Origin of the sequence: Cellulomonas fimi (genome assembly GCF_028527925.1) — a bacterium.
Taxonomy (GTDB): Bacteria; Actinomycetota; Actinomycetes; order Actinomycetales; family Cellulomonadaceae; genus Cellulomonas; species Cellulomonas fimi_C.
On sequence record NZ_JAPESW010000037.1, the window covers coordinates 1 to 22,190 of the forward strand.

General features: G+C 74.1%; 21 protein-coding genes and 1 pseudogene. 16 read left to right on the plus strand and 6 right to left on the minus strand.

The features are described 5' to 3' along the window. Together OMK64_RS15150 and OMK64_RS15155 are read right to left on the minus strand one after the other, a co-directional pair. Window positions 1–1,398: DUF6049 family protein (locus tag OMK64_RS15150; protein WP_272729197.1), on the minus strand; the 1,398-nt coding region annotated here is incomplete at its 3' end. Beyond that, on the minus strand, window positions 1,395–1,949 hold the full coding sequence (locus tag OMK64_RS15155; protein WP_272729198.1) for an NUDIX hydrolase: 555 nt from the start codon (window positions 1,947–1,949) through the stop codon (window positions 1,395–1,397). The genes OMK64_RS15150 and OMK64_RS15155, both read right to left, overlap by 4 nt. A 97-nt stretch (window positions 1,950–2,046) precedes the next feature. Here OMK64_RS15155 and OMK64_RS15160 point away from each other — a divergent pair, with 97 nt between their 5' ends. Continuing rightward, on the plus strand, window positions 2,047–3,570 hold the full coding sequence (locus OMK64_RS15160) for a CCA tRNA nucleotidyltransferase (RefSeq protein ID WP_374694103.1): 1,524 nt from the start codon (window positions 2,047–2,049) through the stop codon (window positions 3,568–3,570). Between the two features lie 7 nt (window positions 3,571–3,577). Here OMK64_RS15160 and OMK64_RS15165 read toward each other — a convergent pair whose 3' ends face one another. Beyond that, window positions 3,578–5,239: a SpoIIE family protein phosphatase gene (locus OMK64_RS15165; protein WP_272729199.1), complete on the minus strand. Its 1,662-nt coding sequence runs from the start codon at window positions 5,237–5,239 to the stop codon at window positions 3,578–3,580. Then, window positions 5,236–6,597 carry an MFS transporter gene (locus tag OMK64_RS15170; RefSeq protein ID WP_272729200.1) on the minus strand — a complete coding sequence of 454 codons (1,362 nt, stop codon included), beginning with the start codon at window positions 6,595–6,597 and terminating at the stop codon, window positions 5,236–5,238. Before OMK64_RS15170 ends, OMK64_RS15165 begins: the two co-directional genes overlap by 4 nt. Window positions 6,598–6,815: 218 nt before the next feature. On the opposite strand from OMK64_RS15170, the gene OMK64_RS15175 reads away from it, so the two are divergent. The 9 genes and pseudogenes from OMK64_RS15175 to OMK64_RS15215 all read left to right on the plus strand — a co-directional run bounded on the left by OMK64_RS15175 (window position 6,816) and on the right by OMK64_RS15215 (window position 14,577). Next, window positions 6,816–8,054, plus strand: coding sequence for an inorganic phosphate transporter (locus OMK64_RS15175; protein ID WP_272729201.1), 1,239 nt, complete (start codon window positions 6,816–6,818; stop codon window positions 8,052–8,054). Window positions 8,055–8,070: 16 nt separating this feature from the next. After that, window positions 8,071–8,310: a hypothetical protein gene (locus OMK64_RS15180; RefSeq protein WP_272729202.1), complete on the plus strand. Its 240-nt coding sequence runs from the start codon at window positions 8,071–8,073 to the stop codon at window positions 8,308–8,310. Window positions 8,311–8,486: 176 nt separating this feature from the next. Then, entirely contained in the window at window positions 8,487–9,053 is a 567-nt protein-coding gene (locus OMK64_RS15185) for an RNA polymerase sigma factor (protein ID WP_272729203.1), read from the plus strand. Then, window positions 9,046–10,455, plus strand: coding sequence for a hypothetical protein (locus tag OMK64_RS15190; RefSeq protein ID WP_272729204.1), 1,410 nt, complete (start codon window positions 9,046–9,048; stop codon window positions 10,453–10,455). The genes OMK64_RS15185 and OMK64_RS15190 overlap by 8 nt, the downstream gene beginning before the upstream one ends. A gap of 133 nt (window positions 10,456–10,588) precedes the next feature. Then, on the plus strand, window positions 10,589–11,143 hold the full coding sequence (locus OMK64_RS15195; RefSeq protein ID WP_272729205.1) for a SigE family RNA polymerase sigma factor: 555 nt from the start codon (window positions 10,589–10,591) through the stop codon (window positions 11,141–11,143). Then, window positions 11,136–12,563: a hypothetical protein gene (locus OMK64_RS15200; RefSeq protein WP_272729206.1), complete on the plus strand. Its 1,428-nt coding sequence runs from the start codon at window positions 11,136–11,138 to the stop codon at window positions 12,561–12,563. The genes OMK64_RS15195 and OMK64_RS15200 overlap by 8 nt, the downstream gene beginning before the upstream one ends. A 170-nt stretch (window positions 12,564–12,733) precedes the next feature. Beyond that, a pseudogene (locus tag OMK64_RS15205) lies at window positions 12,734–12,838 on the plus strand (RNA polymerase subunit sigma-24); the annotation flags it as partial. 187 nt (window positions 12,839–13,025) lie between these two features. Further along, the gene (locus OMK64_RS15210) at window positions 13,026–13,223 is read left to right on the plus strand and encodes an RNA polymerase sigma factor (RefSeq protein WP_272729225.1); all 198 of its coding nucleotides are present in this window, start codon (window positions 13,026–13,028) and stop codon (window positions 13,221–13,223) included. A gap of 178 nt (window positions 13,224–13,401) precedes the next feature. Then, a complete protein-coding gene (locus OMK64_RS15215; protein ID WP_272729226.1) occupies window positions 13,402–14,577 on the plus strand; it encodes a hypothetical protein in 1,176 nt (391 codons plus the stop codon). Window positions 14,578–14,767: 190 nt separating this feature from the next. On the opposite strand, the gene OMK64_RS15220 is transcribed toward OMK64_RS15215, so the two are convergent. Then, complete coding sequence (locus OMK64_RS15220; RefSeq protein WP_272729207.1) at window positions 14,768–15,859, minus strand: inositol-3-phosphate synthase; 1,092 nt, start codon at window positions 15,857–15,859, stop codon at window positions 14,768–14,770. Then, entirely contained in the window at window positions 15,856–16,512 is a 657-nt protein-coding gene (locus OMK64_RS15225) for a PadR family transcriptional regulator (RefSeq protein WP_272729208.1), read from the minus strand. The genes OMK64_RS15220 and OMK64_RS15225 overlap by 4 nt, the downstream gene beginning before the upstream one ends. Before the next feature lie 433 nt (window positions 16,513–16,945). Between OMK64_RS15225 and OMK64_RS15230 the strand changes: the two genes are divergently transcribed. The 6 genes from OMK64_RS15230 (at window position 16,946) to OMK64_RS15255 (ending at window position 22,125) form a co-directional block, all read left to right on the plus strand. Beyond that, window positions 16,946–19,399, plus strand: coding sequence for a transglycosylase domain-containing protein (locus OMK64_RS15230; protein WP_272729209.1), 2,454 nt, complete (start codon window positions 16,946–16,948; stop codon window positions 19,397–19,399). Window positions 19,400–19,593: 194 nt separating this feature from the next. After that, window positions 19,594–19,887, plus strand: a complete 294-nt coding sequence (gene rpsF / locus OMK64_RS15235) for a 30S ribosomal protein S6 (RefSeq protein WP_013772912.1) — start codon at window positions 19,594–19,596, stop codon at window positions 19,885–19,887. Window positions 19,888–19,970: 83 nt separating this feature from the next. Next, entirely contained in the window at window positions 19,971–20,498 is a 528-nt protein-coding gene (locus OMK64_RS15240) for a single-stranded DNA-binding protein (RefSeq protein ID WP_272729210.1), read from the plus strand. Window positions 20,499–20,575: 77 nt separating this feature from the next. After that, window positions 20,576–20,812, plus strand: a complete 237-nt coding sequence (gene rpsR / locus OMK64_RS15245; protein ID WP_124343319.1) for a 30S ribosomal protein S18 — start codon at window positions 20,576–20,578, stop codon at window positions 20,810–20,812. Window positions 20,813–20,827: 15 nt separating this feature from the next. After that, complete coding sequence (gene rplI / locus OMK64_RS15250) at window positions 20,828–21,277, plus strand: 50S ribosomal protein L9 (RefSeq protein WP_272729211.1); 450 nt, start codon at window positions 20,828–20,830, stop codon at window positions 21,275–21,277. A gap of 287 nt (window positions 21,278–21,564) precedes the next feature. Then, complete coding sequence (locus OMK64_RS15255; RefSeq protein WP_272729212.1) at window positions 21,565–22,125, plus strand: hypothetical protein; 561 nt, start codon at window positions 21,565–21,567, stop codon at window positions 22,123–22,125. The last annotated feature ends 65 nt before the right edge of the window (window positions 22,126–22,190 follow it).

The window sequence follows — 22,190 nt, forward strand, 5'->3', positions numbered from 1 at the left end:
GTCGGGCGCGAGCAGCACCTCGGGCGGGTCGGACTCGCGTCGCGTCGCGACCGCGAGCTCGGCGAGCGTGCGCTGCACCGCGGTCGCAGGCGACGCTCCCGGCTCGACGCTGCGCGGGTCGGAGAGCAGGTGCGTGAGGACCGCGTCCGGTGCGAGCGCGGCGACGGTCGTGCCGCCCGCCCGGACCTGCGTGCGTGCCGCGGCGGCCTCCTCGTCGTCGTCCACGTCGCCGGTCGGCAGCACGAAGGCCGCGGCACCCGCGTTCGTGGCGAGCCCGATCGTCGCGTCGTCGGGGGTGCGCGCGCCTGTGCCCCAGAGCACGACGGGCACGTCGCCGGCACCCGACTGCTCCAGCCACGTGCGGGCGGCGGCGCCGGCCGCGGCGGCCAGGTCGGGACGTGCGCCGTGCGCGATCGCCGCCGCGTCGGGGTCGGCCCACGGCAGGGACAGCACGTCGCGCTCGGCGAGGACCTCGGTGACCTGGTCCGACCACTGCCGCGCCCGCGGCCCGGCGAGCGCCGACTGGGCGAGCAGGGCCGGGTCGACGACCGCGCTCACGTCGGGCGCCTCGTCGAGCAGGCGCGCGAGCTGCGCGAGGCGCGCACCGGTCGCGGTCGCCTCCTCGAGCCGTGCGACCGACGAGTCGTCGGGCGGGCTGACCGCGGTCGAGGTGCCGGCCGACGGGCTGGGGCCCGCGGTGGCGCCGTCGGGCTGCGCACCGGTGGAGCCGTCAGTCGCGGCGCCGTCCGCGTCCTGCCTGGTCGTCGGGTCCGCGTCGGTGCCGGGCAGCGTCGGTGCGAGCGGGGGTCCGACGACGGGGACGGCGACGGACACGTCGGTCGCGGGGACGTCGTCCGACGGCAGCCAGAGCAGGAACGTGCGCTGCTGGCCCACGACACGGGCGCCCGCGCGCAGGTCCAGCGTGAGGCCGCGCGGGCCCCACACGTCGGCACCGCCGGCCAGCCGGACGTCCTCGGCCGGCACCGTGAGCTCGACCTGGGCGCTCGCCCCCGGGGCGAGGGGTGCGTCGACGGGTGCGGTCGCGACCGCGGAGCCCGACGCGAGGCCTCCGGACGCCCACGTCTGCAGGTCGGCGCGCGTGTGCGGGCGGATGCGGCTGATCCGGAGCACGGCCGACGGCGACGCGACGTCCTCCGCGCCGTCGTTGCGGACCGTCGCGGTGACGGTGAGGTCCTCGCCGGGCCGCAGGACCTGGGGCGTCACGCGCGTGATCTGCACGGAGACGGGCCACGTGGCCGTCGGGCTGGGGGTGGGCGTCGTCGTCGCACGCGCGGGCGGCACGACGACGAGCGACCCGAGGCACAGCACGGCGAGCGTGACGGCGAGCAGGACGACGGCCGCGCGGTGGACCTGGCCGCGGCGCAGGGCCGCGTTCATGCCTCGCCGACGAGCACGACGAGCGCCGCCTCGGCGAGGCGCCGTTCGTTCGGGTACGCGAGCCGGTCGTGCAGGTCGGTCACGGGGATCCACGCGGCGTCCTCGGCCTCGCCGTCGGGGTCGCCCTCGACGGTGAGCGTGCCGCCGACGGCGCCGAGCAGGAAGTGGTGGACGACCTTGTGCACGCGGCGGTCGTCGCCCGAGAACCAGTAGTCGATGACACCGAGGCGCCGCAGCACCTGCCCGGTGATGCCGGTCTCCTCGGCGATCTCGCGGACCGCGGCCTGCTCGGGCGTCTCGGTGCCCTCGAGGTGGCCCTTGGGCAGGCACCACTCGAGGCGGCCGGCCCGGTTGCGCCGGGCGATGACGGCGGCCTGGTAGACGCCGTCGCGCTGCTGGACGACGATCCCGCCCGCGGACGTCTCGTCGACGACGGGCAGGGGAGCCGGGGCGGGCCGCACGACGGCGTGCCGGGGGTCGATCCGCAGCGCGTGCCCGCCGGGCGGCGCAGGCACACCCCCGGGCACGGAGGGCTGCGCCGGGCTCGACATGCGGCCACTGTAACGACTCGCCGGGAGCGTCCGGTTCGGTGACGGCCGCGCGGGTGCACGCCGCACGACGCCGACCGCGTCTGGCAGGCTTGGACGAGTGCCCTCCCAGGACCCGACCGGCGCCGCGACCGGCGTGAGCACCACCGACCCCTCCGCGGCCCTCGCGGCGCTGCGCCGCCGTGCGCTCGGCGTGCTCGCCGGGCTGTCGGGCGACGCGATCGAGCTCGGTGAGCTGTTCCGGGCGGCGGGCCACGAGCTCGCGCTCGTCGGCGGGCCGGTGCGCGACGCGTTCCTCGGCCGGCTGAGCGCCGACCTCGACTTCACGACGTCGGCGACGCCCGACGAGACCGAGGCGATCCTCGCGCGGTGGGGCGACGCCCACTGGGACATCGGCCGCGAGTTCGGCACGATCGGCGCGCGCCGCATGCCGGGCGGCCGCCGGGGGAGCACGCGCGACGTGGTCGTCGAGGTCACGACGTACCGGACTGACGCGTACGACCCCGCGTCGCGCAAGCCCGAGGTCGCGTTCGGCGACTCGCTCGAGGGTGACCTGTCGCGCCGCGACTTCACCGTCAACGCGATGGCGGTGCGCCTGCCCGACCTCACGTTCGTCGACCCCTTCGACGGCCTCGCGGACCTGGCCCGCGGCGTGCTGCGGACGCCGGTCGACCCGCGGCAGTCGTTCGACGACGACCCGCTGCGGATGATGCGGGCGGCCCGGTTCGCGGCCCAGCTCGGTTTCGAGGTGGACCCCGCGGCGCGGGCGGCGATCACCGACATGGCCGAGCGCATCGCCATCGTGTCGGCCGAGCGGGTCCGCGACGAGCTCTCGAAGCTGCTCCTGTCCGCGCAGCCGCGCGCAGGGCTGGAGGTCCTCGTCGAGACCGGCCTGGCCCAGCACGTGCTGCCGGAGCTGCCCGCGCTGCGGCTCGAGATCGACGAGCACCACCGGCACAAGGACGTCTACGAGCACTCCCTCACGGTGCTCGACAAGGCGATCGCGCTCGAGACCGGCCCGGACGGCGCGGTCCCCGGGCCGGACCTCGTCCTGCGCCTGGCGGCGCTGCTCCACGACATCGGCAAGCCGCGCACGCGCCGCTTCGAGCAGGGCGGCGGCGTGAGCTTCCACCACCACGAGGTCGTCGGCGCCAAGATGGTCGCGAAGCGGCTCAAGGAGCTGCGGTTCGACAAGGCGACCGTGCAGGCCGTGTCGCGGCTCACCGAGCTGCACCTGCGCTTCCACGGGTACGGCGAGGGCGGCTGGACGGACTCCGCGGTCCGCCGGTACGTGACGGACGCCGGCCCGCTGCTCGAGCGCCTGCACCGGCTGACCCGGTCCGACTGCACGACGCGCAACCAGCGCAAGGCGGCGCGGCTGTCGGCGGCCTACGACGACCTGGAGCAGCGCATCGCGACGCTGCGCGAGCAGGAGGAGCTCGCCTCGATCCGGCCCGACCTCGACGGCACGCAGATCATGGAGATCCTCGGCATCGGCCCCGGTCGCGACGTCGGCGCCGCGTACAAGCACCTGCTGGAGCTGCGCATGGAGCGCGGGCCGCTGGGCGAGGACGTCGCGCGGTCCGAGCTGCTCGCGTGGTGGGAGGCCCGCACCGCGGGCTGACGCCGGGTCAGGCGCGGCGCACGACCAGGAGGCACACGTCGTCCTCCTGCTGCACCCCGACGAGCGCGTCGACCAGCGCGTCCCGGACCCCGGCGGCGTCGGTCCCGTCGGGGACGGCCGCGAGCGTGGTCTCGAGCGCGGTGAGCCCGTCGGCGAGCGCGCGGTCGCGCCGCTCGACCAGCCCGTCCGTGTAGAGCACGAGAGTCGCGCCCTCGGGCACCTCGACGGTCGCGTCGGGCACCGTGGGCAGGCCCGGCAGCCCGACGGGCGTCCGCAGCGAGCCGTCGAGGCGCTGCACGCGACCACCGGGCAGGCGGAGCATGGGCGGCGGGTGCCCGGCGCGCGCGTAGTCGAGCCGCACGCCACCCTGCCCGTCGGGCGACCACCGCGCGTACACGCACGTCGCGATGTCCGCGAGGTCGAGCCCGCGCACGACGCCGTCGATCCGGTCGAGCACGCCGCCGGGCGCGGAGTCCTCCCACGCGTAGGAGCGCAGCAGCGACCGCAGCTGACCCATCGCGGCCGCGGCGCGCAGGTCGTGCCCGACGACGTCGCCCACCGCGAGACCGACGGTGCCGCCCGCGAGCGGCAGCACGTCGAACCAGTCGCCGCCGACCTCCGCGAGCCGGCTCGACGGCAGGTACGACGCGGCCACGTCGAGCCCGGGCACGCGCGGGATCTCGGGCAGCAGGCTGTGCTGGAGCGTGAGGGCCGCGCTGCGCTGCGCGAGGAACAGCCGCACGTTCTCGAGCGCGAGACCCGCGCGTCGGCCCAGGTGCGCGGCGGTGAGGACGGTGTCCGGCGTGAAGCCGTCGACCTTCTCGTGCACCAGGCACAGCACGCCGAGCACGCGCTCGCGCGCGCGCAGCGGCACGATCATCGCGCTGCCGAGGCCGAGGCGCTGCAGGAGCGCGAGCTGCGCGGGGGTCGTCCGGCCGGGGAGCGAGTCGACGTCGACGGGGAACGGCTCCGCGACGTAGCCGGGCGGGCTCGCGAGGGCCTGGAGCGTGCGGGGGGAGCGCTGGAGCCAGCTCACGTCCTGCGCGCCCAGGCTGTTGGCGAGCGCGACGTCGGAGGCGCTGCCGGCGACCACGTGCACGTGCTCGAACCGGCCGCGCTCGTCGGTCACCGCGACGAACCCCCACGTCGCGAGCGGCGGGATCGCGACGTCGGCCAGCGCGTCGACCGCGTCGTTGTAGTCGAGGTGCAGCGCGAGCTCGTCGCTCACGCGCGCGAGCAGGTCGAGGCGCGCGGCCGACCGGTCGTCGCCCAGGCCCGCGTGCTCGGCCTCGACGCGCTCCGTGACGTCGGTCTGGACCGCCACGCGACGCACCACCGCACCCGTGCTGTCGTGCACGGGCATGATGACGAGCTGGTTCCAGAACGGCGTGCCGTCGCGCCGGTAGTTGAGGAGCAGCGCCCCGGCGGTGCGGCCCTCGTCGATGGCGGTCCGGAGCTCGCCGAGCGCGCTCGGGTCGGTGCCCGTCCCCTGCAGGAAGCGGCAGTTGCGGCCGAGCACCTCGGACGCGGGGTGCCCGGTGAGCTTCTCGAACGCGGGGTTGACCCAGATCAGCGGGTCGTCGGGCTGGGTCGGGTCGCTGATGCAGGCCGCGACCTCGCCGTCGACGAGCGCGAGGCGCAGCGCCTCCTCGGGGGTCAGGTCGATCACGAGCCCGTCACCTCCCGGGACGTCGGAGCGGCGGCCGGACGGTCGGAACCCGGTGCGGGGGCCCCGGTCGTGCCGGTGCGGCCCACGGCGCGCGTCGTCGCGGCGCCGTAGAGCAGAGCGCCCGCAACGTACCCGACCGCGAGGACGACGAACAGACCACGCGACCAGCCGGTGTCCGGCAGCGTCACCGCGCCGAGCGCGGCGGCGCCCACGAACGCGGCGTTGTAGAGGACGTCGTAGAGCGCGAACGCCCGGCCGCGGAACGCGTCGTCGGTGTCCCGCTGGACGATCGTGTCGACCGCGATCTTCGCGCCCTGCGCGGCCAGCCCGAGCGCGGCCGCCCCGACGAGCACGGCGGGCCGCGCGACGGTCACCGCGAGCAGCCCCTGGCTCAGCGCGGCGAGGCCGAGGCACAGCACGATCCACGTGTGCGGGCCGGTGCGCGGCGACAGGACGGGTGTGAGCACGACGGCGAGCGCGAAGCCGACGGCGGACGCGCCCAGGACGGTGGCGAACGTGGCCAGGCCGGCGCCCGCGTCGGCGGGGTCCGACAGGAGGTTGCGCGAGATGAGGATGCTCGCGATGAACGTGACGCCGTACAGGAACCGGTGCGTCGCCATAATCCCGAGCGCGTAGGCCGGGGTCCGGCGCTCGACGAGGTGCCGCGCACCGGCGACGAGCCCGCGCGCGAGCGTGCCGAGCGCGTGCCGCAGCTGCGTCGCGTCGGCCCGCTCGACCGGGCCGAGCTGGTCACGGCCGAGACGCGTGGCGAGCGCGGCGGCACCGCCCATGACCGCGGCGGCGAGCGCCAGCGCGGCGGCGTCCTTGACCCGGCCCGCGGGCAGGACGAGGCCGAGGACGAGCCCGATGCCGCCGCCCACGCCCGCGGCCGCCGCACCGAGCGTCGGCGTCAGGGAGTTCGCGGTCAGCAGGAGGGGTCCGTCGACGACGCGCGGGAGCGACGCGGACAGCGCCGACAGCAGGAAGCGGTTGATCGACAGGTTGACCAGGGCCAGGACGTACACCGCCACCGAGACGCCGTCGGTCGCCATGAGCACGGCGATCGTCACCGTGAGGACGACCCGCACGAGGTTCCCGTAGAGCAGCACCTGCCGGCGTCGCCACCGGTCGAGCAGCACGCCCGCCCACGGCCCGACGATCGTGAACGGCAGCAGGAGCACGGCGAAGGCCGCCGCGACGCCCGTCGCCGTGCTCGCGTTCTCGGGGGAGAAGAAGAACAGCGTCGCCAGGCCGACCTGGAACATGCCGTCGGCGGTCTGGCTGACGAGGCGCACGGCGAACAGCCTGCGGAAGCCCTCGAGCGGCCACAGCGCCCGGAGGTCGGCGATCACCTGCACGTCGCCATCCTCGCACCCGCACCGGACACCGGGCCCCCGACCGGGGTCGCGCGGCGGTCCGGGGCGACGCAGGACCCGTCGAGAAGCCGCACGACGAGGTGACATCCACCACAGCCGCCACCGGAACGCGTGAACATCAGGCCGCGAAAGATGAACGCTCGGTGAACTAGGACCATTTTCGTCCCGAGCACCCCCCGCGACCCTGCACCCTCTAGACCGTGGACGGGACCCTCATCCTCGCGCTCGTCGTCGCGGCAGCCCTCGCGTTCGACTTCACCAACGGCTTCCACGACACCGGCAACGCGATGGCCGCGTCCATCGCCACCGGGGCGCTCAAGCCCCGGGTCGCCGTGCTCCTGTCGGCCGCGCTCAACATGGTCGGCGCGTTCCTCTCGCTCGCGGTCGCCGCGACCATCGCCAAGGGCATCGTCGACCAGGGCGTCGTGACGCTCCCGCTCGTCGTGGGGGCCCTGGCGGGCGCCATCGTCTGGAACGTCGTCACCTGGTACCTCGGCCTGCCGTCGTCGTCGTCGCACGCGCTGGTCGGCGCGCTCGTCGGCGCCACGCTCGCCGCGGTCGGCACCGGCGGCGTCGTGTGGTCCGGTCTCGTCCAGAAGGTCGTCGTCCCCGCGCTGCTCGCCCCGGTCATCGCCGGCACCGTCGCCGCGCTGTCGACCGCGCTCGTCTACCGCATCACGCGGCGCGTCCCCGCCGACGCGCGCGACAAGCAGCTGCGCTGGGGCCAGATGGCGTCGGCGTCGATGGTGTCGCTCGCGCACGGCACCAACGACGCGCAGAAGAGCATGGGCATCATCCTGCTGGCCCTCGTCGCCGGGGGAGCGGTGCCCGCCGGGTCCGACGTGCCCCTGTGGGTCGTCGTGTCGTGCGCGCTCGCGATGGCCGCCGGCACCGCGCTCGGCGGGTGGCGCGTCATCCGCACGCTCGGCAAGGGCCTCACCGACATCCAGGTGCCGCAGGGCATGGCGTCCGACACGTCGTCCGCCTCCGTCATCCTCGTGTCCAGCGCCTTCGGGTTCCCGCTGTCCACCACGCAGGTCGCGACCGGATCGATCCTCGGCTCCGGCGTCGGGCGTCGCGAGAAGGTCCGCTGGGCCGTCGCGGGGCGCATGGGCGTCGCGTGGCTCGTCACCCTCCCCGCCGCCGCCGCGTTCGGCGCGCTCGCCGTCGGGCTCGAGCACGTCGTCGGCGGGGACGCAGGCATCCCCGCCGTCCTCGGTGTCGTCGCCGCCGTCTGCGCCGTCATCTGGTGGCTCTCGCGCCGCGCCGCCGTCGACGCGCACAACGTCACCGCCGACTGGGACGGCGACGCGCAGCCCGCCGCGGGCACGCCCGCGGGTGCCGTCGCCGCACCGGCGACCGTCACCGCCGCGACCGTCGCGCCCGCCCGGTCCACCGACGACGTCGCCCCGCCCGCCGCGACGCCCGTCGCCGTCTGAGCGCCCAGGAGCACCCGTGATCGTCACCGTCCTCACCGTCCTCGGCCTCAGCCTCGTCTTCGGCGTCGGCATCCCCGCTCTCGTCTCCGTCGCCGCCCGCGTCGCGGCGCCCGAGGTCGCCGCCGCCGACGGCACGCGCGTCGCCGTCGGGGGGAACCGCACGGCCCGACTCGGTCTCGCCGTCGCGCTCCTCGTGCTCGTGGCGCTCGTCGTCGCGTTCGCGGTCTGGCTCGTCGCGACCGGCGGCACGAAGTAGCCCCGGGCGAGCCCGACAGCCGCGTCGCGCCCTCGCCGGAGACCTGGTACACGCAGCACGTCGTCGTCCCCTCCGCGGACGGTCCTCCCGATCACCCGGACGGGTGAAACCGTGGCGGAGCCCAACGGTGAGCGGCGCACGCGCCGTTCTCCGGTCGAGGGACGAAGGAGGACGACGTGAGCCGGTGGGAACCGATGCTCGACGCGCTGGTGCGCGAGCGCTACCCCGCGCTCCTCACCCGCGCGACCCTGCTGGTGCGCGACCGCCACACAGCCGAGGACCTGGTGCAGGACGCGCTCGTGGCGACGTTCGGCGGTCGCGCCCGGTTCGCGTCGTTGCCCGAGGCCGAGCAGTACGTGCGCCGCGCGATCGTGTCGCGGTTCTACGACCGGTACCGCCGGGTGGTCCGCGAGGGGTCCGCGTTGCGCCGGGTCGCGCACGAGCGGTCCGACGACACCGTCCCGGCGCCCGGGACCTCGCACGCGGGTCTCTCCGACGCGCTCGAGGACGCGCTCGCGCTGCTGCCGCCCCGCGAACGGGCGTGCGTCGTCCTGCGGCACGTCGAGGACCTGCCCGTCCGTGAGACCGCGGACGTGCTGCGCCTCAGCGAGGGCGCGGTGAAGCGCTACACCGCCGACGGGTTGCGCACCCTCGCCGTCCACCTGCGCGTCGACCCACCCCCGGCCACCGGTACCGCGACCGTGCCCGTGGTCCTCACGACGACGGAGGTGCACGGTGACTGAGCCGACCCCGCTGGACGACCTCGTGACGGCCGCGGTCAGCGAGCGCGAGCGCTCCTTCGCCGCCGCGCAGCCCACCGAGGCGATGCACCGGGAGACCGTGCGCCGGGTGCGGCGCCGGCACGTCGTGCGGGCCACCGCGCAGGCCGGGACGGCCCTGGCCGTCGCCGTGGTCCTCGGTGGTGCCGCATGGTGGGGTGCGAGGCCCGAACCGGCGCCGCCGGCACACACCCCGACGCCCGCACCGTCCGCCACCGCGCCGGCCACATCCACGCCGTCGGCGTCGCCGACCTCGTCGGCAGCCACCCAGGTCGACGACCGCGTCGTCGTCCCCGGTCTCGCCGCGCCCCTGCCGCGTGCGACGCCCGGGCTGCTCGCCTCCACGACGCCCGGATGGGCGCTCGTGAGGTGGTCCGAGAGCGACGACAGCCCGTCGGTGCTGCTGCTCGCGTCGCCGACCGCCGACCTGTACTGGGTCGCGGGGGCCCCGCAGGACGCACCCTTCTGGCTCGGTTCCTGGCAGGCGGGAGCGACGGTCGTGAAGGGCACGACGTGGGACGGGGACGCGACCTACGCGCCCGCGAGCGTCGACCTCCTCACCGGGCGGATGACCACCGGTCCGGCGTTCCCTCCCGGGTCCACGGTCGTCGGCTTCTCCGCGGCGGGCGAGTGGGTGCTCCTCGTCGTGGACCCGGAGATCGACCGGGCGCACGCCGGCTACGTCGGGCGCGTCGTCCTCGCTGACGGCGCCGGGGGTCTCCGCGAGATCACGCGGGCGGCCCCGGTCGCGAGCACCGCGAGCGTCTCTCCCGACGGCCGTCGCGTGATCGTGCCGGACCACCGCGGCATCGAGGGTTTCGTCTTCGACCTCGTCGACGGCTCCCACCAGCGGGTCGTCCCGAGCGTGCCGTACGCCCCGCGGTGCACGACGGGGACGTGGCTCGACGACACCGCGGCCGTCACGGTGTGCGAACCGGCGGGTGTCGGCGCGCAGGCCGAGGCCACGTCGGTGCACGTGTTCCAGGTCGGCACCAACGCCCGCGTCGCGCAGTACGTCCCGGGCGCGGGCGGGCTCGTCCCGACGCCGTACCAACCCCTCGTCGGTCTCGACGGCGTGCTCGCGTTCAGCGACCCGACGTCCGGTACGTGCCTCGGTGGCAGCCTCGTGCTCCTGGACCCGCGCACCGGCACGACCACGCACGTGACGGTGGACGGCCGGCTGGTCGACGCGACCGTGGTGTCGCGGGGCGGCGGTTTCCTGTGGACGCGCGAGGCCTGCGCGGACCACGAGGTGCCGTCGTCGCTGGTCCGGATCGACCCGGCGTCGGGTGAGGCGCGGCAGCTCGTGCCGGTTCCGGCCGACGTCGTCGGGATGGTGGACGCGGTCCCCGCGACGGCTCGGTGAGCGGACGGGAGCGCCCGCGCGCCCGCGCTTCGTGGACCCGTGACCGTCGTGGACCCGGCCGCTGCGGGCCTCAGCCCAACCTCACCCGGTGCCGATCCGTTCTAGTGCGCGACGACGCACGCAGGAGGACGGGATGAGGCGATGGGAACCGCTGCTCGAGCAGCTGTTCGCCGAGAGGCACGGCGCACTGCTCGCCCGTGCGCAGATGCTCACGGGTGACCGGCACGCGGCCGAGGACCTGCTGCAGGACGCGTTCGTCGCGACGTTCGCGAGCAGGGCCCGCTTCACCTCGGTCGCGGCGGCCGAGCAGTACGTGCGGCGGGCGGTGGTCACGCGGTCCGTCGACCGCGCCCGGTCCCGGACGAGCGAACGTGCTGCGGTCGAGCGCCTCGGCGGCATGGCGGCGCCCGCGGACGACCTGCCCGTCGTCGGGCTCGAGCGCGACCTCGTCGCCGCGCTCCAGCAGCTCACGCCACGGCAGCGCGCGTGCGTCGTCCTGCGGCACCTCGAGGACATGTCCGTCGCGGAGACGGCGGCCGCGCTCGGGCTCAGCGAGGGCGCCGTCAAGCGCTACGTGTCCGACGCCGTCCGGCACCTCAACGAGGTCCTCGGCACGACCGCGCACCCCCACGACTACCGTCACGACGTGCAGCTCGTGCACGAGATGGGAGGGGTCCGCGATGCGTGACCTCGACGAGCTCCTCGCGAGCACCGAGACGACCCTCGCGCGTGCCGCCGGACCCGGCGGCCCGGTCCCGGCACCCGTCCGCAGCGGGATCCGGCGCCGGCGCGTCGTCCGGCACGCCGCCGAGTCCCTCGTGGCCGTCGTCGCCGTCGGCGCGGTCGCGTCCGCGGCCTGGATCGGCGCGGGCCACGCGGCGCCGGTGCCCGCGGTGTCGCCGACGAGCGACCCGACCCCCACGACGAGCGCACCCGCACCGACCGCTCCGGCGCCGTCCCCGAGCGAGGCGGCCGACGACGGGCCCGTCGTGCGGGAGACCGCGCTCGCGGACGACGTCGTCCTGCGGCGGCTCCTGCACCCGCGGACGGGCGAGTCGTGGACGACGCCCGTCGCCGTCGACGACGGGCCTGCCCTCGTCTCCCGACCCGACACCTGGGGCTCGGCGACGACGTTCCGGGTCGGCGCGCGCGGCGACGCGACGATCTACGCCGTGGCCAATCACCTCGACTACGACGGTGTCGCCGTGCTGGGGCTCTTCGAGGTCGACGGCGCCGGTGCGCGCTTCATCGCCTGCCCCGGCCCGCGCGCGGAGGAGGAGTGCGCCGACCCGGCCGCGGTGCAGCTCGCCGACGGCGTCACCGTCGACCGCGACACGTTCTACGACTCGCTCGGCGTGCCCGGTTCGCTCGAGCTGGGCGACGGCTTCGTCGTCACCACCACCGAGGAAGCCAGGTGGGCGCACGAGCTGCTCGGGTCCCCCGCGAGGACGGACCTCGGCGACGCGCGGCTCCTCACCGGTGAGAACTGGTACGGCGTCTCCGAGACGGTCCGCGTCCTCGGCCGCTTCGGTGCCGGCGCGGTCGTCGAGACGCGCACACCCGGTCAGGTCGCCGGGCTCACCAACGTCGACCTGGCGTGGCGCACGCCTTTCGGGTCCCTCGTGGAGCTCGCCGCCGGGGACGTCCCGGGCGGCGACTTCAACGCGATCGTGTGGGACGACGGCGTCGAGCGACGGTCCGCGCGCGACGACCTGGGCGTCCGGGGCGGCGACAGCCAGTCGCCGGCCGCGCCCCACTGCTTCGCACCGGGGTTCGCCGTCGAGGACAGCCCCGCCCCCGCCGCGTGGCGCCCCGCCGGCCGCACGGCCGACGGCAGGCGCGTCTACGTCCGGGCGTCGGCGGACGCGCTCGTCCACGCCGTCCGTGGGTTCCACGAGGAGCACTCCGCGACGGTCGTCCTGCCCGACGACCCGACGTCCACCGAGGACGCCTGGGTGAGAGGTGCCGAGGCGTACGCCGCGACCGGGTTCACGACCGACCAGGCGTTCGTCGACGCGCATGCCCTCTACGCCGTCGACGGGCCGGGCGGGGTGCGGTACCTGGCGCTCCGGAGGGACGCCGCGAACCTCGTGTACGAGTGCGCGTGAGGGGCGGTCACCGTCCCGCTGGACCGCCCCCCAACCGATCCTGACGTGCCGTCGTTCTCAGCGTGGGACCGGCCCGGTCCGTCGGGAGAGGAGTGTCGGTGAGCAGAGCGTGGGAGACGCTCCTCACGCAGCTCGTGCAGGAGCGGTGGGGGCGGCTGGTGGGGCACGCGATGCTCGTCGCGACCTCCCGCGACGAGGCGCAGGACCTCGTCCAGGAGGCGCTGATCAGCACGTTCGGCAGCAGGGCACGCTTCTCGACGATCGCGGAGGCCGAGCAGTACGTGCGGCGCGCGGTGGTGTCGCGCTCGGTCGACGAGCACCGCCGCCGCGCCCGTGAGCGCGTCGCGGTCGAGCGGCTGGCCGGTCACCCGGAGCAGGTCGCGGAGATCGTGGCGCACGGGCTGGGTGCCGACGTGGTCCGCGCGCTGTCCGGCCTCTCGCCGCGCGAGCGCGCGTGCGTAGGTGCTGCGGCTCGTCGAGGACCTGTCGGTGCGGGACACGGCGTCCGCGCTGCGGCTCAGCGAGGGCGCGGTCAAGCGCTACACCGCCGACGGGCTGCGTCGCCTCGACGCCGCACTCGGCACGACCGCCTCGACCGACGAGACGCTGCGCGTGACCCCGACGGTGACGACGAGCACGGACGGAGGTGCCGGACGATGAGCGACCTCGCGGACATCCTGTCGCGCGCCGGTGACGCGCTGGGCAACGGCGTCGGACCGGCGCAGGACGCCACGCTGCGCCGGGTCGTCGCCGGCGCCCGGCGCCGTCGGGTGCGCCGCCACACCCTCGAGGCCGTGGCGGGTGTCGCGCTCGCCGCCGCCCTGGGCAGCGGTGGCTGGTGGGGCGTGCACCGCGACGCCCCACGCCGTCCGCGCCCGAGCCGGCCGTGCGGCAGAGCGCGATCGACGACGCGACCGTCCTGCGCCGGCTCGCCGAGCCGCGCACGGGCGAGACGTGGCACGAGCCCGAGCCCGCCGACGAGGTCCGCCTGGTCGAGTCGGACTTCTACGGGACGCCGACGTCCCCGCGGACCGTCCGGGTCGGGGCGCGGGGCGACGCGGTGATCTACGCGGTCGTCGGCCCGCACCACGGCCTCGAGCCCCGGCGTGACGTGAGAGGGCTGTTCGAGGTCGACGCGGCCGGCGCGCGGTACATCGCGTGCCCGAGCCCCCGGGTCGAGGAGTGCGACGCGGAGGCGCCGTACACGTCCGACCTGGCGCCCGGGGTCGTGGTCGACGTCGACACCTTCTACGACACCCTCGGCATCCCGGTCGAGGCCGAGCTCGTCGACGGGTTCACCGTCCGGACCTCGGGCGGCACCGGGTGGGAGCGCCTCGACTTCGAGACGGGCTCGTCGCGTCCGGTGCCCGCGCTCGGCAACGGCTCGCTGCTCGTCACGGACACCGACCACTGGCGTGCCGACGACGCCGTCGACGTCGCCCGGTTCGGCCCGGCCGCGCTCGTCGAGCTCCGCTGGGCCGAGGCCGAGATCGACGGGCTCACCAACGCGTCCTACGCGTGGCGGACCCCGTACGGCGCCTACGTCAGCCTGACCGCCGACGACGTGCCCGGCGGCGACTACGACGCGATCGTCTGGGACGACGGCGTCGACCGCCGCTACTACGCCGACGAGCCCGATCTCGTCGCCAGAACGGGGGCGCCGGGCGACGGCACCTGCGCGGCCTCGATGTTCTCGCTCGACGCCGCCCACGTCGACGCCGAGTGGCGACCCGCCGGACGGACGCCCGAGGGCGTGCGCGTGCACGTGCCCGTCGGGGGCGGCAACCCGCTCGCGACCCGCGTCCGCGCGTTCCAGGAGAAGATCGCGTGGACCGTCGACCCGGACGACCCGTCCCTGACCCTGACGGGTGCGTCGGTGTACGCCGAGACCGGGATGACCACCGACGAGGCGTTCCTCGCGGCGCACTCGCTGTTCGCGATCGAGCGGCCCGACGGGGTGTGGATGGTCGGGCTGAGCCCGGCCGCGGCCGCGCCGGTGTTCGAGTGCGCGTGATCGTGGGGGTGGGAGTCAGCGCCTGTTTTCTTGGTCGCGCTGACGCTGCGCTCCGCTACGGCCGAGGAGGTGGGGATGGTGCGGCTGGAAGCAGCGCGCTGTTCTCCTGGTCGCGCTGATCTTCCGCTCCACTACGGCCGAGGGCCGGGGTGCATCGCACCCCGGCCCTCGACCTTCGTTGCGCTCCAGATCAGCGCTCGACCTCACCACGGATGAAGGACTCGAGCTGGGCGCGGCCCTGCTGGTCCTCCATCTGGACCGGCGGCGACTTCATGAAGTAGGTCGACGCGGACAGGATCGGGCCGCCGATGCCGCGGTCCTTGGCGATCTTCGCGGCGCGCAGGGCGTCGATGATGATGCCGGCGGAGTTCGGCGAGTCCCAGACCTCGAGCTTGTACTCGAGGTTCAGGGGCACCTCGCCGAACGCGCGGCCCTCGAGGCGGACGTACGCCCACTTGCGGTCGTCGAGCCACGCGACGTAGTCCGACGGGCCGATGTGGACGTTGCGGTCCTCCTTCTTGCCGGCCAGCGGGCCGCTCAGGTTGGAGGTGACGGCCTGCGTCTTCGAGACCTTCTTGGACTCCAGGCGCTCGCGCTCGAGCATGTTCTTGAAGTCCATGTTCCCGCCGACGTTCAGCTGGTACGTGCGGTCCAGGATGACGCCACGGTCCTCGAACAGGCGGGCGAGCACGCGGTGCGTGATGGTCGCGCCGACCTGCGACTTGATGTCGTCGCCGACGATCGGCACGCCCGCGGCCTCGAACTTCGCGGCCCACTCGGGGTCGGACGCGATGAAGACGGGGAGGGCGTTGACGAACGCGACGCCCGCGTCGATGGCGGCCTGCGCGTAGAACTTCGCGGCGGCCTCCGACCCGACGGGCAGGTAGCAGATGAGGACGTCGGCCTGGACCTCGCGGAGCGTGGCGACGATGTCGACCGGCTCGGCGTCGGACTCCTCGATGGTCTGCGAGTAGTACTTGCCGAGACCGTCGAGCGTGTGGCCGCGCTGCACGGTCACGCCGAGCGGCGGGACGTCGCAGATCTTGATGGTGTTGTTCTCCGAGGCGACGATCGCCTCGGACAGGTCGAAGCCGACCTTCTTCGCGTCGACGTCGAAGGCCGCGACGAACTCGATGTCACGCACGTGGTAGTCACCGAACTGCACGTGCATGAGACCCGGCACGGTGCCGTTCGGGTCGGCGTCGGCGTAGTAGTGCACGCCCTGGACCAGCGACGCGGCGCAGTTGCCGACGCCGACGATGGCGACGCGGATGGAGGTCATCCTCGCTCCTTCTCGGTGGTGTTCGCCGTGTCGACGGAGTCGGACGGCACAGCGGTGGTGTCGGCTCCGGCCGGGCGGCCGGTGCCTGCGGTACGCGCGCGACGGTGGCCGCGCTCGTTGTCGATGAGCCCGTCGAGCCAGCGGACCTCTCGCTCGACCTGTTCGAGGCCGTGCCGCTGGAGCTCGAGCGTGTACTCGTCCATGCGCTCGCGGGTGCGGGCGAAGGACTGGCGGATCGTCTCGAGGCGTTCGGTCAGGCGGGTGCGCCTGCCCTCGAGGATCCGGAGCCGTGTCTCGGCGTCGGTCTGCGCGAAGAACGCGAACCGGACGTCGAAGTTCTCGTCCTCCCAGGCGGAGGGCCCGGACGACGCGAGCACCTGCTGGAGGTGCTCCTTGCCGTCGGCCGTGAGCTGGTAGACGATCCGCGCGCGCTTGCTGCCGACGCCGTGCGCGGCACCGGGGGCGGACTCGGTGCCGACGATCCAGCCCCGGTCGACGAGCGACTTGAGGCAGGGGTACAGCGAGCCGTAGGACAGCGCGCGGAACGAGCCGAGCACGAGGTTGAGCCGCTTGCGCAGCTCGTAGCCGTGCATCGGCGACTCGTGGAGGAGCCCGAGGATGGCGGGCTCGAGCACGTCGGAACGACCACGCACGGCGCCACCTCCTTCAGGCTTGGTACGGTCCGGGGCGCGTGAGCGCACCGGGACGAACAGGACGGCGTCCGGACCGCTTCGTCGAGGCGGACGTCTGCCGATGTATCAATTCGATACATCCGGAGAGTATGTCGGCGCGATGCCTCCGGACAAGTCGTGCGCGCCGTCGCCACGTCCGTACCGCGCCGGGACGCCGCGCGACCTGCGGCGTCGTGACCCACGCCACACCGCGCGCCCGTGACGCGGGGGAGCGCGGGGCGCCCGGTGCCGATCGTGTGAAGGGTCCGCCAGGAGGGCCCTCCCATCCCTGGGCGGACACAGCCCGTGCCCCCATACTGGGCTCCGCGGTAGACGTGCGTCCGGATCCGGCCGGCCCCCATGGCCCCTCCAGGACGACGTCCCGCGGACCAGTCGTCGTCAGGAAGGCACCGCCTTGGCAGGCACGAACCGGCGCGCCGCGCCCGCACGGTCGCGGCGTGGCACGCGCACCCGTCCGGCGTCCAGCGCCACAGCCGCCACCACGGGCGCCGCGGGCGTCGCGCCGCGCAAGCGCAAGTTCTTCGACTACCCGCGCTCGGGCTACACCGGCCTGCACCGCTGGCTGCCGTCGTGGCGCTTCGTGCTCGGCTCGTTCGTGACGCTCGTGTTCCTCATGCTCGGCGGCGCGGTCGCGGCGTACAACAGCGTGACGATCCCGGACCCCAACGCCGACACCGCCGCCCAGACGACGACCGTCTACTTCGCCCCCGAGAGCGCCGACCAGCCGCACGGCGAGGTCATGGGCACGTTCGCCGTGCAGAAGCGCACGATCGTCGAGCTCGCGACGCTGCCTGAGTACGTCGGCAAGGCGGTCATCGCGGCCGAGGACAAGACGTTCGAGACCAATGCAGGCGTCGACCCCGTCGGCATGGCGCGCGCGTTCCTCAACAACGTGCGGGGCGGCAAGACGCAGGGTGGCTCGACGCTGACCCAGCAGTACGTCGAGCGCTACTACTTCTCGACGACGACCGACTACGTCGGCAAGGCGCGCGAGGCGCTGCTCGCGTTCAAGCTCGCGCGGACCGAGGACAAGAGCAAGATCCTCGAGCGCTACCTCAACACGATCTACTTCGGCCGTGACTCGTACGGCATCGAGGCGGCCGCGCAGTCGTACTTCGGCAAGAGCGCGAAGGACCTGAGCGTCTCCGAGGCCGCGGTGCTCGCGGGCATCATCCCGTCGCCGAACAACTGGGACCCGGCGGTCAGCCCCGAGAAGGCCGAGGCCCGCTGGAACTACGTGCTCGACAACATGGTCGAGATCGGGGCCCTGCCTGCGGCCGAGCGCGCGGCGCTCGTGTTCCCCTCCGACACGCTGATCCCCGAGCAGCCGTCGCAGTCGAAGATGGGCCCGAACGGCCTGCTCCTCCAGATGGTCAAGAAGGAGCTCGGCGGGGCGCCGCTGACGATGTCCGAGGACGACATCAACCGCGCCGGCATGAGCGTCGTGACGACGATCCGCAAGCCGCTGCAGGACATGGCGGTCGCGACCGCCGAGCGGTTCCGCGCCGGCACGCTCGAGGGCCAGGACGGTGCGGCGCCCGGCGAGCGCACGAAGTACTCCATCACGTCGATCGACCCGCAGACCGGCGGTGTCGTCGCGCTGTACGGCGGCCCGAACGACGACACCGACCAGCGCAACCACGCGACGTTCGAGAACGTCCAGGGTGGTTCGACGTTCAAGCCGTTCGCTCTCGTCGCCGGGCTCGAGAACGGCATCCCGCTGAAGAAGACGTACAACGGCCGCTCGGGGCAGAAGTTCCCCGAGTGGGACGGCGGCAACACGCCGGTCCGCAACTTCGACGGAGACAACTTCGGCACCATCGACCTGGTGAAGGCGACGGAGCTGTCGGTCAACACCGTCTACGCGCAGCTCAACATCGAGGTCGGGCCCGACAAGACGGCGGACGTGGCCGCCCGGGCGGGCGTGCCCGGGGTCAGCCCGCAGAACGTCTCGAACGTGCTCGGCACCGACGCGATCCACCCCATCGACCTCGCGCACGCGTACGCGACGTTCGCGAACCAGGGCGTGAAGTTCCCCGTCCACGTGGTCGCGACGGTCACGAACCCCGACGGCACCACCGCGTACACGGCGCCGAGCGAGGGGGAGCGGGTCTTCCAGGCCGACGTCATGGCGGACACGAGCTTCGCGATGCAGCAGGTCGTGCAGAACGGCTCGGGCAAGACGTGGATCAAGCCGCTCGGGCGTCCGATCGCGGGCAAGACCGGGACGACGAACGACAACAAGGCGGCGTGGTTCGCCGGCTTCACGCCGAACATGGCGACGGTCGTGTCCATGTCGCAGAAGGCGCCGGACGGGACGTCGGACGAGTCGATCTCGCCCATCGGCAGCGTCAAGTACGTGACCGGGTCCACCTGGCCCGCGTTCATCTGGCAGGACTACATGAAGCAGGCGTTCTCGCTGCCGCAGTACGCCGACGTGCAGCAGTTCCCGCCGCGCGCGAACGTCGGCGGCAAGGCCAGCGCGACGCCCGTCCCGACGGAGACGGCGACCGAGGCGCCGACCGAGGAGCCCGCCGAGCCGCAGGTCGTCGACGTCCCGAACGTCGAGGGCAGGCTCGAGGCCGACGCCACGGCGACGCTCGACGCGCTCGGCCTCGTGGTCGTGGTCCAGAAGGAGTCCTCCGACACCGTGACGACCGGCCGCGTCATCCGGGCCGACCCGCGTGGCGGGCAGGCGCCGGCCGGCAGCACCGTGACCATCGTCGTCTCGACGGGTCCGAAGCCGCAGCCGACCCAGCCGCCGCCGACCCAGCAGCCGACGCCGCAGCCGACGCAGCCCGCCAACGCGGGCGGCAACAACGGCGGCGGCGGAGGCAACGGCGGCTGACGCCGCCCCGCACGTCCGGGCCCGCCGGCCCGTCGTCGACCCGCGATTTCGGCGGTCGGCGGCGGGCCGGTAGGCTTGGCCCTTGCTGTGCCTGTGCCCGGCGGCCGCCGATCGGCCCGACGAGCACGCGCAGCGACGCACAGAACCCTCCTGTCACGGAACGACCGTGACCGCCGAGACCAGAGGAGGTGGGTATGAGCCTGCGTCAGTACGAGATCATGATCATCCTCGACCCCGAGATCGAGGAGCGCACCGTCGCCCCGTCGCTCGACAAGTACCTGTCGGTCGTCAAGACCGACGGTGGCACCGTCGACAAGGTGGACATCTGGGGCCGTCGTCGCCTCGCGTACGACATCAAGAAGAAGTCCGAGGGCATCTACGCCGTCGTCGACTTCACCGCGGAGCCCGCGACCGCCAAGGAGCTCGACCGTCAGCTCGGCCTCAACGAGGTCGTCCTGCGGACGAAGGTGCTGCGCGCCGACGCGTGAGTGTCGGTCGCCGCGCGTACCGTGCGGAACCGACGTGCGGTCCCCGGACCGTTTCCGACTGATCGAACGAGCGAGGAGCTGGCATGGCTGGTGAGACCACCATCACGGTGATCGGGAACCTCACGGGGGACCCCGAGCTCCGCTTCACCCCGTCGGGTGCCGCGGTGGCGAACTTCACCGTCGCGTCGACGCCGCGCACGTTCGACCGCCAGAGCAACGAGTGGAAGGACGGCGACACGCTGTTCCTGCGCTGCTCGATCTGGCGGGAGGCGGCCGAGTCGGTCGCCGAGTCGCTCACCAAGGGCACCCGCGTCATCGTCACCGGCCGGCTCGTGCAGCGCTCCTACGAGACCCGTGAGGGCGAGAAGCGCACCGTGTACGAGCTGCAGGTCGACGAGGTCGGCCCCTCGCTCCGCTACGCCACGGCCAAGGTCACCCGGACCCAGCGTTCGGGTGGAGGCGGCTTCAGCGGTGGCGGCGGCGGTGGCGGCGGCTACTCCGGTGGCGGCGGTGGCTACGGCGGCGGTGGCGGCGGCCAGCAGGACGACCCGTGGGCGACGCCCGCGGGTGGTTCCGGTGGCGGCGGCTACTCCGACGAGCCCCCGTTCTGACCGGCGGGTCCCCAACCCCCAGACATCCCATCCCCGGGTCCGGCAAAGCCCGGGGCTCCGAACGAAGGAGCACCACGATGGCCAAGGCCGTTGTTCGCAAGCCCAAGAAGAAGCAGAACCCCCTCAAGGCCGCCAAGATCGAGACGGTCGACTACAAGGACACCGCCCTGCTGCGGAAGTTCATCTCCGACCGCGGGAAGATCCGCGCGCGTCGCGTGACGGGTGTGTCCGTGCAGGAGCAGCGCGCGATCGCGCGTGCCGTCAAGAACGCCCGCGAGATGGCTCTGCTGCCGTACTCGTCGTCGGCCCGCTGAGAAAGGAGACCTGACATGGCGAAGATCATCCTGACCCACGAGGTCACCGGTCTCGGTGCCCCCGGCGACGTCGTCGAGGTGAAGGACGGGTACGCCCGCAACTACCTCATCCCGCGCAGCCTGGCCACGCCGTGGACCAAGGGTGCCGAGAAGGACGTCACCGCGATCCGCAAGGCCCGCAAGGCCCGTGAGATCGCGACGCTCGACGACGCGAAGGCCGTCCGTGACTCGCTCGAGTCCAAGGCCGTCGTCATCACCGCCAAGGCGGGCGACTCGGGTCGCCTGTTCGGTGCCGTCACGACCGCCGAGATCGCCGACGCGGTCAAGGCGTCGGGCGCCCCGGCGATCGACAAGCGCAAGGTCGAGATCGGCCAGCCGATCAAGGCCCTGGGCGAGTACAAGGTGTCCGTCCGCCTGCACGCGGACGTCGCCGCGAAGGTGACCGTCAAGGTCGTCGCCGGCTGACACCCGCGCACCGCAGGGAAGGCCCCCGGAACCGACTCGGTCCCGGGGGCCTTCCCTGTTCGCCGGGCCTTCGTCGTGCTCGGACCCGTCGTCCCGCCCCGCCGACCTGACGAGCACCCGCCCGCGGGCGGCGTGCGCGGCGTGCGTCCCGCCGGGTCTCGCGTGCGGCAGGATGGCGCGGCGCCTGACGGCGGGGGACCTCCGCAGATCGTTCCCGGGCGGCCACCGGCGCTGGAGGAGGAGATCGTGGTCGACCACCGCGTGGCACCGTCGACCGGGCGTGCCGCATGAGCGAGGCGGAGGCATCGTCGGCATCACGGCAGCGATGGGCGGGCGCTGTCGTCCTCGGCTGGATCGTCGTGGCGGTCGTGCAGGTGGGCGCGGCGTACGCGTGGCTGTCGGGTGCGGCTCTGTGCCGGCCGTCCGGGACGTCCGTGGCGACGACCGGTGCGATCGCGCTCGTCCTCGTGCCGGTCGCCGTGCTGCTCGCCGCGGCGTGGGGTGCGCTCCGCGCGCGGAGCGCGTGGACGGCAGGCTGGTCGGCGCGCCTCGTCACGCTCGCGTTCCTCGGCCTCGTGGTGCTGGTCCTCATGAGCGCGTGGCAGCTGCTCTCGCTGCCCGCGGGGCCGGCGGGAGACCTCCAGCGGCTGGCGCTCGCCGTCACGTCGGCGTGGTGCGCGGCACCCGTGGTCGCGGTGCTCGTCACCGTGGCGGTCGTGCGTCGGCACCCGGCGGGGAGCGGTGACGTCCGCCGCGACGCGCGCCGGGCGGCTCTCGCGGCGGGCGCGGTGTACGGCTGCGCGGCGCTCCCCGCGCTGCTGCCGTGGGGCTGCGTCGTCGCGGCCTGACGATCGAGGCCCGGGCGCCCGGCGCGTCGTCGTCTGCCGTGCGCGGATCCGCCGACGGCAGACCG